The sequence below is a fragment of the Bifidobacterium pullorum subsp. gallinarum genome, assembly GCF_000741215.1.
Classification (GTDB): domain Bacteria; phylum Actinomycetota; class Actinomycetes; order Actinomycetales; family Bifidobacteriaceae; genus Bifidobacterium; species Bifidobacterium pullorum_B.
The window spans coordinates 167662-181099 of record NZ_JGYX01000001.1; the positions used below are offsets into that span (position 1 = coordinate 167662).

10 protein-coding genes and 1 tRNA gene are annotated in these 13438 nt (G+C 64.9%); 10 read left to right on the forward strand and 1 reads right to left on the reverse strand.

Features of this window, described 5'->3' with window-relative positions; genetic code table 11:
- Positions 1-18 precede the first annotated feature (18 nt).
- From sucC to BIGA_RS09100, 5 genes are all read left to right on the forward strand, one after another.
- Complete coding sequence (gene sucC, locus BIGA_RS00755; protein WP_033505668.1) at positions 19-1215, forward strand: ADP-forming succinate--CoA ligase subunit beta; 1197 nt, start codon at positions 19-21, stop codon at positions 1213-1215.
- Entirely contained in the window at positions 1212-2138 is a 927-nt protein-coding gene (gene sucD, locus BIGA_RS00760) for a succinate--CoA ligase subunit alpha (RefSeq protein ID WP_033505669.1), read from the forward strand. Before sucC ends, sucD begins: the two co-directional genes overlap by 4 nt.
- Positions 2135-3499, forward strand: coding sequence for a cell division protein PerM (locus tag BIGA_RS00765; RefSeq protein ID WP_033505671.1), 1365 nt, complete (start codon positions 2135-2137; stop codon positions 3497-3499). Before sucD ends, BIGA_RS00765 begins: the two co-directional genes overlap by 4 nt.
- The gene (gene purH, locus BIGA_RS00770; RefSeq protein WP_033505673.1) at positions 3474-5102 is read left to right on the forward strand and encodes a bifunctional phosphoribosylaminoimidazolecarboxamide formyltransferase/IMP cyclohydrolase; all 1629 of its coding nucleotides are present in this window, start codon (positions 3474-3476) and stop codon (positions 5100-5102) included. The genes BIGA_RS00765 and purH overlap by 26 nt, the downstream gene beginning before the upstream one ends.
- 148 nt (positions 5103-5250) lie before the next feature.
- On the forward strand, positions 5251-5538 hold the full coding sequence (locus BIGA_RS09100; RefSeq protein ID WP_033505675.1) for a hypothetical protein: 288 nt from the start codon (positions 5251-5253) through the stop codon (positions 5536-5538).
- Here the strand turns inward: BIGA_RS09100 and BIGA_RS00780 are convergent.
- On the reverse strand, positions 5452-6483 hold the full coding sequence (locus tag BIGA_RS00780; RefSeq protein WP_033505677.1) for an MIP/aquaporin family protein: 1032 nt from the start codon (positions 6481-6483) through the stop codon (positions 5452-5454). The two genes, BIGA_RS09100 and BIGA_RS00780, sit on opposite strands and share 87 nt — an antisense overlap.
- A 163-nt stretch (positions 6484-6646) precedes the next feature.
- On the opposite strand from BIGA_RS00780, the gene BIGA_RS00785 reads away from it, so the two are divergent.
- The 5 genes from BIGA_RS00785 (at position 6647) to BIGA_RS00805 (ending at position 13437) form a co-directional block, all read left to right on the forward strand.
- Positions 6647-7417 (forward strand): pseudouridine synthase, encoded by a 771-nt coding sequence (locus BIGA_RS00785; protein ID WP_033505678.1) that lies wholly within the window; start codon positions 6647-6649, stop codon positions 7415-7417.
- Positions 7414-9543, forward strand: coding sequence for a bifunctional cytidylate kinase/GTPase Der (gene der / locus BIGA_RS00790; protein WP_033505680.1), 2130 nt, complete (start codon positions 7414-7416; stop codon positions 9541-9543). The genes BIGA_RS00785 and der overlap by 4 nt, the downstream gene beginning before the upstream one ends.
- A 79-nt stretch (positions 9544-9622) precedes the next feature.
- Positions 9623-9696 (forward strand) — tRNA-Pro (locus tag BIGA_RS00795).
- Between the two features lie 284 nt (positions 9697-9980).
- On the forward strand, positions 9981-11378 hold the full coding sequence (locus BIGA_RS00800) for a UTP--glucose-1-phosphate uridylyltransferase (protein ID WP_081929343.1): 1398 nt from the start codon (positions 9981-9983) through the stop codon (positions 11376-11378).
- Positions 11379-11511: 133 nt separating this feature from the next.
- A complete protein-coding gene (locus BIGA_RS00805; RefSeq protein ID WP_033505684.1) occupies positions 11512-13437 on the forward strand; it encodes a helix-turn-helix transcriptional regulator in 1926 nt (641 codons plus the stop codon).
- The last annotated feature ends 1 nt before the right edge of the window (position 13438 follow it).

A 13438-nucleotide genomic window follows, 5' to 3' on the forward strand; every position in this document is an offset into this window, starting at 1 on the left:
TCGAAGAGGGAAAGCCTGATGGATCTTTACGAATATCAAGCCAGGGAGCTGCTGGACGAGCAGGGGATCCCGACGCCGCGCGCCATCTTCGCGCAGAACTCCCATGAGGTCGCCGAGGCGGCCGACGCACTGGGCTATCCGTGCGTGGTGAAGGCCCAGGTCAAGATCGGGCACCGCGGCCAGGCCGGCGGCGTCAAGCTCGCCCGTACCCGTGATGAAGCCGTGCTGGCCGCCGAGCAGATCCTGCCGATGACCATCCACGGGCACAAGGTCCACGGCGTGCTGGTGGCGGAAGCCAAGAACATCCTGCACGAGTATTACGTGTCGATCTCCGTGGACCGCTCCTCCCGTGATTTCGACGTGCTGGCCACCGCTAACGGCGGCACGGAAGTGGAGGAGATCGCCAAGGAGCATCCCGAAGCCGTCAAGCGCCTGCATATCACCTCGCTGGAGGACTTCGACATCGAGGCGGCGCGGCGGATGGCGAACGCCATCGGCTTCTACCACGCCGACGTGGAGCAGGCCGCGCAGATCCTACTCAAGATGTGGCGCTGTTTCAAGGACAACGACGCCACGTTGGTGGAGATCAACCCGTTGGCCAAGATCGGCGATCCCGACGATGAGTCATCCAAGTCGCTGTGCGCGTTGGACGCCAAGATCTCGCTGGACGGCAACGCCGCGTTCCGCCATGACGGTTGGCGGCGGTTCGAGGACCCCGTCCACGAGGATCCGTTCGAGCGCCGGGCCAACGAGCACGGGCTGCACTACGTGCACCTGCACGGCGAGGTCGGCGTCATCGGCAATGGCGCGGGACTGGTGATGAGCTCGCTCGATGCGGTCTCCGGGGCCGGCGAGGACCAGGGCACCGGCATCAAGCCGGCGAACTTCCTCGACATCGGCGGTGGCGCCTCGGCGGAGGTCATGAAGGAAAGCCTGCAGATCGTGCTCTCCGACCCCCAGGTGGAGTCGGTGTTCATCAACGTCTACGGCGGCATCACCTCCTGCGAGCAGGTGGCCGAGGGCATCCTGGAGGCCATCGACGTATTGGAGGGCTCCAAGCCCATCGTGGTCAGGTTCGACGGCAACGCCGCGGCCGAAGGCCTGCGGATCCTTGCGGAGTCCCGCAACCCCAACATCCACGTGTGCACCACCATGGAGGAGGCGGCCCAGCTCGCCGCCCGTATCGCCGCCGACGTCAAGGAGGGACAGGCATGAGCACGTTCATCGAAGACAACGCCCCGGTCATCGTCCAGGGCATGACCGGGCATCAGGGCATGACGCACACCGCCCGCATGCTCAAGGCCGGTACCAACATCGTGGGCGGCGTCAACCCGCGCAAGGCCGGCACCGCGGTCACCTTCCCCGGCGCACGACAGGGCGCGGATGCGCAGATTCCGGTGTACGCCACCTGTGCGGACGCCCGCACCGCCACCGGCGCCAAGGCCAGCGTGGTATTCGTGCCGCCCCGTTTCGCCAAGGACGCCATCGTGGAGGCCATCGAGGCGGGCATCGAACTGATCGTCGTCATCACCGAAGGCATTCCCGTCGCGGATTCGGCGTACTGCGTCGAACTCGCCCTGCAGCACGGGGTGCGCATCGTCGGGCCGAATTGCCCGGGGCTCATCACCCTGCCGTCCACGCCGGATGGTCATGGCGTGAACCTGGGCATCATCCCCGACGGCATCGTGCCCCGCGGCCCGCTGGGCCTGGTGTCCAAGTCCGGCACGCTGACCTATCAGCTGATGGGGGAGCTGTCCGATATCGGCTTCACGGCCTGTCTTGGTGCGGGCGGCGACCCAATCGTCGGCACCACGTTGCAGGAGGCGCTGAAGGTGTTCGAGGCCGACGAGGACACCCGGGCCGTGGTCATGATCGGCGAGATCGGCGGGACCGCCGAGCAGGAGGCCGCCGCTTGGGCCGCAACGCATATGACCAAGCCGATCGTCGCCTACATCGCGGGGTTCACCGCGCCCGAAGGCAAGCAGATGGGCCATGCCGGCGCCATCGTCTCCGGAGGCAAGGGCACGGCGCAGGACAAGAAGGAAGCCCTTGAGGCGGTCGGCATCCGAGTCGGACGCACCCCTGGTCAGGCCGCCGCATTCATGCGTGAGATCCTGGAGGAACGCCACATCGTATGAACGGCGTCGTCAAGGGATTGTGCAAAGGCGCCGCCGTTTCGGCGGTCACGGTGGTCATTGCCCTGACCGGCGTCGGGTTCTATCTGGCGCTGATGCTGCTGGTGATCGCCATGGAGGAGGGCGGCGAGAACCTGACCGTGCACGCCCTGCCGTTCGCGCAGACCACGCTGCTGCTCGCCCAGGGCATCGGCTTCGACTGGGGCGCGTTCCGCCTGACGATCACGCCGCTTCTGCTGACGTTGCTGATCATCGGCATGATCCGTGCCTGGTGCCTGCGATGGGGAACCGGCTGGCCGGTTTTCCTGGGCGGCCTATGCACATGGACGGCCATCACGGCGGGTATGGCGGGCAATGTGGAGGCGACTCTGATCGACCCGTGGTGGCTGATGCTCGCGAAATCCGCGGCGGTGTTCACCTTCGGCTTCGGCACCGCGGTATTCGGTTCCCCCGCCACACGCGAATCCCTGTCCGAACGGTATCGCGCCCTAACCGGCGCCGTGGTTCGACGCATCGGCCGTGTATCCGCCGCGACCGGAGCCATCATCATCGCGATCTATCTCATCCTGGGCACCGGAACGGTTCTGGTGTGGGCCATCCGCAACCACGGCACCGTGGCGGAATTGTTCTCACTGGCCGATATGCAGATCGGGTCGCGAATCCTGACCACCATAGCCTGCGTCGTCTGGCTGCCGAACCTGTGCCTGTGGGGACTGTCCTGGGTGTTCGGCGGCGGGTTCTCCGTCGGCGATGTGGCCACGTTCACCCTGTGGGTCAGCCGATCCGATGGGCTTCCGGCCGTTCCTGTGTTCGGCGTGTTCCCCGACGCCGTCGATAACGATCCGCTGAGGATCGTGCTGATGCTGCTGCCGCTGGTCATCGGGTTGATCGCCGGACTGACGGTTATGCTGCTGCCCCGGTGCTTCGGCATCGGCATACCCCGCACCTTCCAGGAATACGACCATCGTTCGATCGCGAAGGACTTCATCTGCTCCGCGGTGGCGCTATGTCTCACCGCAGCCATGGTATCGGTGGCGTTCGCCGCGCTGTTCGCCTGCTCCAACGGCGCGTTGGGGCATCAGCGGCTCAGCCATGTCGGTGTGGATGTGATGCAATCCACGCGCATCATCGGCCAAGCCACGCTGGTGGGTCTGTTCACCGCCTGGCTGCTGGTGTTGGTTGGCGTCTACGCGGTTTTCGGGATACGCTGGGCTCGGGAGCGCCACACCGGTCAACGCCGGGAAAGGATTTCACAGCCGCATGACGGCGTGACCAATCATGAATCCGCCATTACACCCCGTGTGGTGAATTCAACGCATCAAGCGAAGGAGGAACAGGGTGACAACAACGAATCGGCCGATTAGGCGTGCGCTGGTATCGGTCTTCCACAAGGAAGGCATCGAGGTTCTGGCCAAGGCCTTCATTGAAGCGGGCACCGAGGTGGTGTCCACGGGTTCCACGGCGCACCGTCTTGCCGAGCTTGGCGTGCCGGTCATCGAGGTGTCCGAAGTCACCGGCTTCCCCGAAAGCCTTGACGGTCGCGTCAAGACCCTGGATCCGCATATCCATGCCGGCATCCTGGCGGATATGACCAATCCGGATCATGCCGCCCAGCTGGAGCAGCTCGGCATCAAGCCGTTCGACCTGGTGGTGGTGAACCTGTATCCGTTCGCCGACACCGTGCGTTCCGGCGCCGACGAGGCGGCGACGATCGAGAAGATCGACATCGGCGGCCCCTCCATGGTGCGTGGCGCGGCCAAGAACAACGCCACCGTGGCGATCGTGACCGATCCGGCGGATTACGCCCTGGTCGCCGCCCGTGTGGCCGACGGCACCGGCTTCTCGTTGGAGGAGCGCCGCTGGCTTGCAGCCAAGGCGTTCGCGCACACCGCGGCATACGATGCCACCATCAACGAGTGGACCGCCAAGCATTGGCCGAAGCCGGCCAGCGTCGACACCGCGCAGGCCGATGACGTAACGCCCGTGGACGAGGCCAAGTTCCCGGCCACGTTCACCCGCACCTGGGACCGCGCCCATGTGTTGCGCTACGGCGAGAACCCGCACCAGCAGGCGGCGCTGTATCTCGATCCGCTGAACCAGCACGGCTTCGCCCACGCCGAACAGCTCGGCGGCAAGCCGATGAGCTACAACAACTACGTGGACGCCGACGCGGCATGGCGTGCGGTGTGGGATTTCGCCCCGCAGATCGCCGTGGCCGTGGTCAAGCACAACAACCCGTGCGGCCTGGCCGTCGGCGGCACCGTGGCCGAGGCGCATCGCAAGGCGCATGCCTGCGATCCGATGAGCGCCTACGGCGGTGTGATCGCCGCGAACTCCACGGTGACGCTTGAGATGGCGGAAGGCGTCCGCCCGATCTTCACCGAGGTCATCGTCGCCCCCGATTACGAGCCGGAGGCGCTGGAGCTGCTGCAGACCAAGAAGAAGAACCTGCGCATCCTCAAGGTCACCGAACCGCCGAAGGCCAAGACCCAGTTCCGTGCCATCGACGGCGGGCTGCTCGTGCAGTCCACCGATCTGATCGACGCCACCGGCGACGACCCGAACGCATGGAAGCTGGTTTCCGGCGAACCCGCGGACGCCGAGACGCTGAAGGATCTGGAGTTCGCCTGGCGCGCCGTGCGCTGCGTGAAGTCCAACGCCATCCTGCTGGCGCACGACAGCGCCACCGTGGGCATCGGCATGGGCCAGGTCAACCGCGTCGACTCCTGCAACCTGGCCGTGGAACGCGCCAACACGCTGGCTGACGGCGCCGACCGCGCCACCGGTTCGGTGGCGGCCTCCGACGCGTTCTTCCCGTTCGCCGACGGCGCCGAGATCCTCATCAACGCCGGTGTGAAGGCCATCGTGCAGCCCGGCGGATCGATTCGCGACGAAGAGGTGTTCGAGGCGGCGCGCAAGGCCGGCGTGACGATGTACGTCACCGGCACCCGCCACTTCTTCCACTGATCGGTACGCACGCATCGCCGATTGCGTGAAGGGCCTTGGACCGGGTCGATACCCGTCCAGGGCCCTTCGCATACCCGCCTGCCATGCAGCGCGTGTATATTGGTTGAGGTATTGATACGTATTGACGGACGACCGACGAGGAGCACCGATGGCAGAACACCCCAGGGTTTCCGAAGAGCATGAGGGCAAACCGGCGTTCGAATGGGCCGTCGCCATTTTGGTCGTGGTCTCCGCCGTCGTCGCATTCCTCGGATACACGATGGCCGCCACGGTGATCATCGCCGTGACGGCCATCGTAACCGGCATCATCCGGTTGGCGCTGCGGGACCGCAGCCCGTGGAAGGTGAGGTCAGTGGGATTCGACTCCTTCATCGGCATCGCCCTGGGCGTCGGTCTGCTGGCCACCTACTTCAGCATCGGCATGCTCATCGGCTGATTCCGGCATGTCATCCGCGGCGGAGGCATCCTCATCGGAGGCATCCTCATCGGCATCGGTCACATCCTCAACCGAGGTCTCGGATTCGCTCTCCGATTCCGTCCCGGCATCGCTCCGGTCGTCCGCGTCCACGATCGCGATGCGGCTGGTCTGCGAACCGCGCACCATCTGCACCACGATCATCGGCAGCGCCACCAACGCGGCGGCCAGAACCGGGCAGATCCAGAACACCCACAGCTGATCCAGCGGGTTCTGCGTCAGGTTTTCAGCGGCTGAGAACACCGCAATACCAGTGGAACGCACCGGATTCAACGCGGCGCCGGTCACCGGCGCGGCCACCGCGGCGCATGCGCCATACGCCACGCCCATCGCCAACGCATAGCCGGGACGGGGAACGCCCCGATCATCGGTCATCCGCATCGCCGTACCGACGATAACCAGTCCCGCGACGACCTCGATGATGATCGCGGCGATGCCGAACGACACCCCGGACTGATTCAGCTGCCCGTACAAGAGCGAACCGTCATCGAACCCGTTATTCACATAGAGCATCCATTGGTCCACCGTCACCGCATCCGATGTCGGCAGCATGACCTTCATCGTCACCGCACCGGCCGCCACACCACCCAGCACCTGGGCCACAATAGCCAGCACACCCTCTAATACACGGGTCTTTGACACCAGCATCGCAGCCACGGTGATGGCGGGGTTGAACTGGCAGCCGCACACCCCGCCCAGCATCATCGTCACCGCGGCATAGATCAGACCGGTCGCAATCGCGATAAAGGGCAGGTACGACGGGCCATACAACGTCAAATCAATGGTGCTGAACAAATAGATACCGAGGCAGATCAGAAAACTGCCCACCAATTCGCCGCCCGTGCGCAACACGATCGGCAACGTGTTGACGGAGGTACGGGACTGTGTCGCTTCCGCAGCAGTCATAACTCACATTCCTTCATTTGTCATATGGCGCGGGTTCAAGCCCGCCGAACGAGTGTCATAGTACCAGCAGAATCCGGAAAACAACCGTACCGGTTCGCCATTCCGACGTCTGCGTCTACGTGTACGATGATTCCGTCCATATTCCGGCCACGTTGGGAGAACGATGCCACACGCATATTCCCGCGCCGCCAAGGCGCATGACAACACCGATGGGATCCGTCTGCAGAAGCTGTTGGCCCAGGCGGGATTCGGTTCACGACGCAAATGCGAGGAGATCATCCTGGATGGACGCGTGGAGGTCGACGGTGAACTGGTCACCGAGCTCGGCACCCGCGTTGATCCCAAGAGGCAGCAGGTCCGGGTCGACGGATCCCGGGTCCGGATCAACCCGAACCATGTCACCCTCGCGTTGAACAAGCCCCGCAAGGTGCTCAGCACCATGGACGACCCCAAGGGTCGGTTCACGCTGCGAGACATCGTGGGGGACAAGTACGAGCGCATCTTCCATATGGGGCGTCTCGACTATGATTCCGAAGGCCTGATCCTCATGACGAACGACGGCGAACTGAGCCAGCACGTCATGCATCCCAAGTATGAGGTGGCCAAAACCTATATCGCCACGCTTGAGGGGCGGATCAGCGGCACCGTGTGCCGCCGTCTGGTGTCCCAGGGCGTACAGCTGGACGACGGCTGGATCAAGCTCGACCATTGCGCCATCCTGGATTCCAGCCGTGACACCACGCTGGTCAAGGTGGTGCTGCATTCGGGTAAGAACCGCGTGGTCCGCCGCATCTTCGGCGCCGTCGGCTTCCCCGTCAAGCGTCTGGTGCGCACGCAGATCGGCCCGATCAAGCTGGGCGACATCAAGCCCGGCTCGTACCGCGTGCTTTCGCAGACCGAGGTCCGTTCGCTGTCCAAGGAGGTCGGGCTGTGATCCGTGTAGCCATTGACGGTCCCGCCGGGGTCGGCAAATCGTCCACGTCCAAGGCGCTGGCCCGGCATTTCGGGTTCGCCTACCTGGATACGGGCGCGATGTACCGCGCCTGCGCCTGGTGGTGCATGAAACAGGGCATCGACCTGGACGCCGAGCAGGTCGATGAGCAGCTGGTCACCGAGACGGTGGGCGAGTTCTTCACCGAGGGGCATTTCGACATCAGCGTCGATCCGGCCGATCCCAAGGTGCTGGCCGACGGCGAGGATATCAGCGACGCGATTCGCGCCTCCGAGGTCTCCTCGCACGTCTCCAAGGTCTCGAACATCATCCCGGTGCGCCATGTGCTGATCGCCGCCCAGCGCGCCTACATCGCGCGCGAGGCCGCCGAGGATTCGTTCTCCGGCGGTGCGGGCATCGTGGCCGAGGGCCGTGACATCACCACCGTGGTGGCGCCCGACGCCGAGGTGCGCGTGCTGCTCACCGCGCGTGAGGAGGTGCGTCAGGCCCGCCGCACCGGCCAGGCCGTCAAGGGCGTGGGTGGGGAGGACGTCGCCGCCCGCGACCGCGCCGATTCGAAGGTGACCAGTTTCCTGGAGGCCGCCGACGGCGTGATCACCGTTGACAATTCCGATATGGATTTCGACGAGACGCTGGCCGTGCTCGTGCGGATGGTCGAGGATGCGATCGAGGAGCAGGAGTACGAGCGGTACGCCGCGAATCTGACCGGCTACGAGTTGGATGAGGGCGACGAGGCGCTGATCGACGGTTCCGCGTTCGATGACCGCTCGGAGACGTACACGCCGAAGGCCGTGGGCGTGCTGGCGATTGTGGGCCGTCCGAACGTGGGCAAGTCCACGCTGGTCAACCGCGTGCTCGGCCGCCGCGCCGCCGTGGTGGAGGATACGCCGGGCGTGACCCGCGACCGCGTCAGCTACGACGCCGAGTGGGCGGGCACCGATTTCAAGTTGGTCGATACCGGCGGCTGGGAGGCCGACGTGGAAGGCATCGACTCCGCGATCGCCTCGCAGGCGCAGATCGCCGTGCAGCTGGCCGACGCCGTGGTGCTGGTGGTCGACGGGCAGGTGGGCATGACCGCCACCGACGAACGCATCGTGAAGATGCTGCGCGCCTCCGGCAAGCCGGTGACGCTGGCCGTGAACAAGGTCGACGACCGCGAGAGCGAATACATGGCCGCCGAGTTCTGGAAGCTCGGTCTGGGCGAGCCGTACCCGATCTCCGCCATGCACGGCAGGGGAGTGGGCGATCTGCTCGACGCCGCGCTCGACAACCTGAAAAAGGCGGAGAAGACCTCCGGTTTCCTGACGCCTTCGCATCTGCGCCGTGTGGCGCTGGTGGGCCGTCCGAACGTGGGCAAGTCGTCGCTGCTCAACCAGTTGGCGCACGAGCAGCGCGCGGTGGTGCATGATATGGCCGGCACCACGCGCGACCCGGTCGACGAGATCGTGAACGTGGACGGCGAGGACTGGCTGTTCATCGATACGGCCGGCATCAAGCGCCGTCTGCACAAGGTATCGGGCGCCGACTACTATTCGTCGCTGCGCACGCAGGCCGCCATCGAGCGCGCCGAGCTGGCGCTGGTGCTGTTCGACGCCTCGCAGCCGATCTCCGATCAGGATCTGAAGGTCATGAGCCAGGCCGTGGACGCCGGACGTGCAATCGTGCTGGTGTTCAACAAGTGGGACGCGATGGACGAGTTCGACAAGCAGCGTCTGGAACGCCTGTGGATCACCGAATTCGACCGCGTGACCTGGGCGCAGCGCGTGAACCTGTCGGCCAAGACCGGCTGGCATACCAACCGTCTGGCCTCGGCCATGCGCAAGGCGCTGGAGTCCTGGGACCAGCGCGTGCCCACCGGCAAGCTCAACGCGTTCCTGGGCCGCGTGCAGGCCGCGCACCCGCATCCGCTGCGTGGCGGCAAGCAGCCGCGCATCCTGTTCGCCACGCAGGCCTCGAACCGCCCGCCGCGGTTCGTGATCTTCGCCACCGGGTTTCTGGAGCACGGCTACCGCCGGTATCTGGAACGCTCGCTGCGCGAGGAGTTCGGCTTCGAGGGCACCCCGATCCAGATCTCGGTGAACATCCGCGAGAAGAAGCGCCGCAAGTAGCCCCAAGACTGCGCGACGCGCCACGATTTGGTTTACGCGTGTTTCGTGGTAAACTGTCCTCTTGTGCGAAAGCACAGTTCGGGCCGTAGCGCAGCTTGGTAGCGCACTTGACTGGGGGTCAAGGGGTCGCGGGTTCAAGTCCCGCCGGCCCGACAATTAGGGCGGAAACCATCAGGTTTCCGCCCTTTTGCTTGCTGCCGACAGTTATCCCCGCCCGAGACACCCCGCCACCGCACGCATCCGCAGGCTCTTCACCGATTGTTCACCGGGTATGGGCGTAGGAACACGTCCATACCCCCGTAGTGACGCTAGACTGTTGAGATATTGGCCCACGTGACACACGGTCCGCGTGAGATATTGGTTCACGCGCGACGGCGTCGAAGTCTGAAGGAAAGGGTAGGGACGTGAGCGACGTATTCGAGCATTCGGCCGAGAAGATGAAGGCCCACGGCATGAGCGACACGGCGGTCGCCCAGTTCAAGCGGCTGTATGACGTCTGGCGAAACGAGGAGGCCAGCAGCTGGATCCGCGAGGAGGACGTGGAGCCGCTGACCGGCGTGCCCAGCTTCCATGACGTCTACAAGACCATCGACCATGACAAGGCGGTCGGCGCCTTCGCCAAGACCGCGTTCCTCAAGCTCAACGGCGGCCTGGGCACGTCCATGGGCCTGGAATGCGCCAAGTCGCTGCTGCCGGTGCGCCGCCACAAGGCCAAGCAGATGCGGTTCATCGACATCATCATCGGCCAGGTGGTCACAGCCCGCACCAGGCTCAACGTCCGTCTGCCGCTGACGCTGATGAACTCGTTCCGCACCTCCGAGGACACGATGAAGGTGCTCAAGGCCAACCGCCGCTTCACGCAGGACGATGTGCCGATGGAGATCATCCAGCACGTCGAGCCGAAGATCGTGGCTGAAACCGGCGAGCCGGTGGAGTTCTCGGAGAACCCCGATTTGGAATGGTGCCCGCCGGGCCACGGCGACCTGTATTCCACGATCTGGGAGTCCGGTCTGCTGGACATCCTGGAGGAGCAGGGGTTCAAGTACCTGTTCATCTCCAACTCCGACAACCTGGGCGCGCGCCCCTCACGCACGCTGGCCCAGCACTTCGAGAACACGGGCGCGCCGTTCATGGTGGAGGTGGCCACCCGCACCTACGCCGACCGCAAGGGCGGGCACATCGTGCGCGACAAGGCCACCGGCCGTCTGCTGCTGCGCGAGATGAGCCAGGTGCATCCGGACGACAAGGCGGACGCGCAGGATATCGCCAAGCACCCGTATTTCAACACCAACAGCATCTGGGTGCGCATCGACGCGCTCAAGGCCAAGCTCGCCGAGTACGACGGCGTGCTGCCGCTGCCGGTGATCCGCAACTTCAAAACCGTCGATCCCACCGATGCCAATACGCAGAAGGTCGTGCAGCTGGAAACCGCGATGGGCGCGGCCATCAGCCTGTTCGACGGCGCCATCTGCGTGCAGGTGGACCGCATGCGGTTCCTGCCGGTCAAGACCACGAACGACCTGTTCATCATGCGCTCGGACCGGTTCCACCTGACCGACTCCTACGAGATGGAGGACGGCAACTACATCTTCCCGAATGTGGACCTCGACCCGCGCTACTACAAGAACATCAACGATTTCAACGAACGGTTCCCGTATTCGGTGCCGTCGTTGGCCGCCGCGAATTCGGTGACGGTGCGGGGCGACTGGACGTTCGGACAGAACGTCATCATGTTCGCCGACGCCACGCTGGAGGACCAGGGACGCCCCAGTTACGTGCCGAACGGCGAGTATGTGGGACCGCAGGGCATCGAGCCCGATGATTGGGCGTTCTGACACCTCATCGGACAAGAAAACGACAGTTTTTTGTGAAATGTCGCGCGGACGGAGGAAAAACACTCTAATATGGAACAAGGTGTGTTGTGAGGTGCACACTTACATACAGGACTCTAACGATACGTGAGGACGAATGGCAGAGGGTAGCAACGGAAGACGTCGTTTCTCCGACAAGTGGGGCAAGCATGAGCTTGACGTGTTGGCAGTGTTGTCGTCGGCCTTCCCGCAGTGGCTGACCTCCCGCCAGATCGCGCAGCGCGTCAAGGCGTATGCCGATTCCTACGGTGAACTGGCCGACCAGGCGGCCAAGGCCGCCTTCGCCAAGCAGTTCCAGCGCGACCGCGCCAAACTCGCCGCCATGGGCATCGCCATCGAGTCGCGCCAGCCCGAGTATTCCTCGAAGTCGGAGGGGCAGGATTTCGCCTCGTACCGCCTGCAGCTGGGCGACGAGCCGCGCATCCGCCTGCGGTTCGCCCAGGAGGATCTGCCGATCCTGGCCGCGGCCAACTATCTGGCCCGTTCCATGTCGATCTCCTCCGCACCCTCGCAGCAGCAGGTGCAGCAGCATGCCTCGCGCACCGCGCCGCGCGTGCCCCAGACGCCGATCCCCGGACTTGGTCTGGATTCGATCGCCCCGGGTCTCGGCACCCAGGCCATCCCCGACGCGCTGGTGAAGGTCATCGATTCGCGCCGGTTCGCCGCCACGGTCGACGTGGACGGCGAGCTGCTCAACGTGGCCTATACCGATTCCGACGACCTGGCCATGTTCGTCCTGCAGCACCCGGGCGCCGCCATCGTCAGCCCGCAGGAGGCCGTGGACGCGTTCCATCGCAGGCTCAACGCCGCCTCGCAGTTCCAGCTGGCCGACGAATCGGCCAGCCCCGCCTCCGCCACCGTCGTCTCCCCGTCCATCAGCCGTCAGTCCGAGGACGACGAGGAGGATCCGGAGGAGATGGCGGCCCATCAGAAGAAGAACGCCTCCTTCCAGACCGGCAGCGAGGTGGATCGCCGCCTGCGGCTGATGCTGTTCCTCTCGGCCCATCTGGGCGAGGAGTTCTCGCTGGAGGAATTGGCGGAACGGTTCATCGGCAAGCCGAAGAACAATGACGAACGCCGCAAGCACGTCGCCACCATCCATAAGGACATCAACACCCTGACCACGGTGTCCGACGACGGCGAGATGGCCGGCAGCCAGTTCTTCGACATCGACTGGTCGCTGCTGGATGCCGAGGGCATCGTCTCGGCCACGAATTCGCTCGGTCTGGAACGCCTGGCCGGCATCTCCCCGCAGTACCTGAGCATGCTGACGGCCTCGGTCAGCTACCTGGCGCATTCGCCGCTGCTGCCGGAGGAGCAGCGTGCCAAGGCCGCCTCGTTGAACAAGCGGCTGCGTCAGCACGTGGAGCCCGGCGAGATCCCGTGGCTGAGCCTGACCGGCTACGAGGTGGAGCCCCACAGCTTCTCGGTGGTCAAGCGGGCGATCTCCACCGATTCGCTGCTGGATATGGAATACACCGACGGCGCCGGCCGCACGCGCCGCAAGCTGGTGGCCCCGGCCAAGATCTTCGTGGATGAGGGCGCGTACTATACGGCCGTGTGGACCGACGTGGCCGACGCTGCACCAAAGGACAAGCTCAAGTACGTCAAGAAGGACATGACGATCAACAAGGCCACCGGGGAGCCCCGCATCTGGCAGACGCTGCGCCTGGCGCGCATCGAGCATGCCGAGCTCGTCAAGCCCACGCAGAAGGTCGACATCCCCGATGTGCCGGTCAGCGAACTACGCAAATGGAACTTCGACAACGGCACGCCGGCGGTGTTCATCACCGACCAGCCGCATCTGCCGTTCATCAAGACCCTGTCCGGCGCCACGGTGGAAAGCTGCGGGGCGGGGGAGAAGGTGCATCTGACGGTGTCCTCCGATTCGTGGTTCGTGGCCTTCTGCATCTCCCACGCCCGTCATATCCTGGCCGTGGCGCCGGAGACGCTGCGCACGATGATCATCGCCCGCGCGCAGCGTGAGCTGAGCGTCGGCCAGCACGACGAGCAGCAGCAGTAGG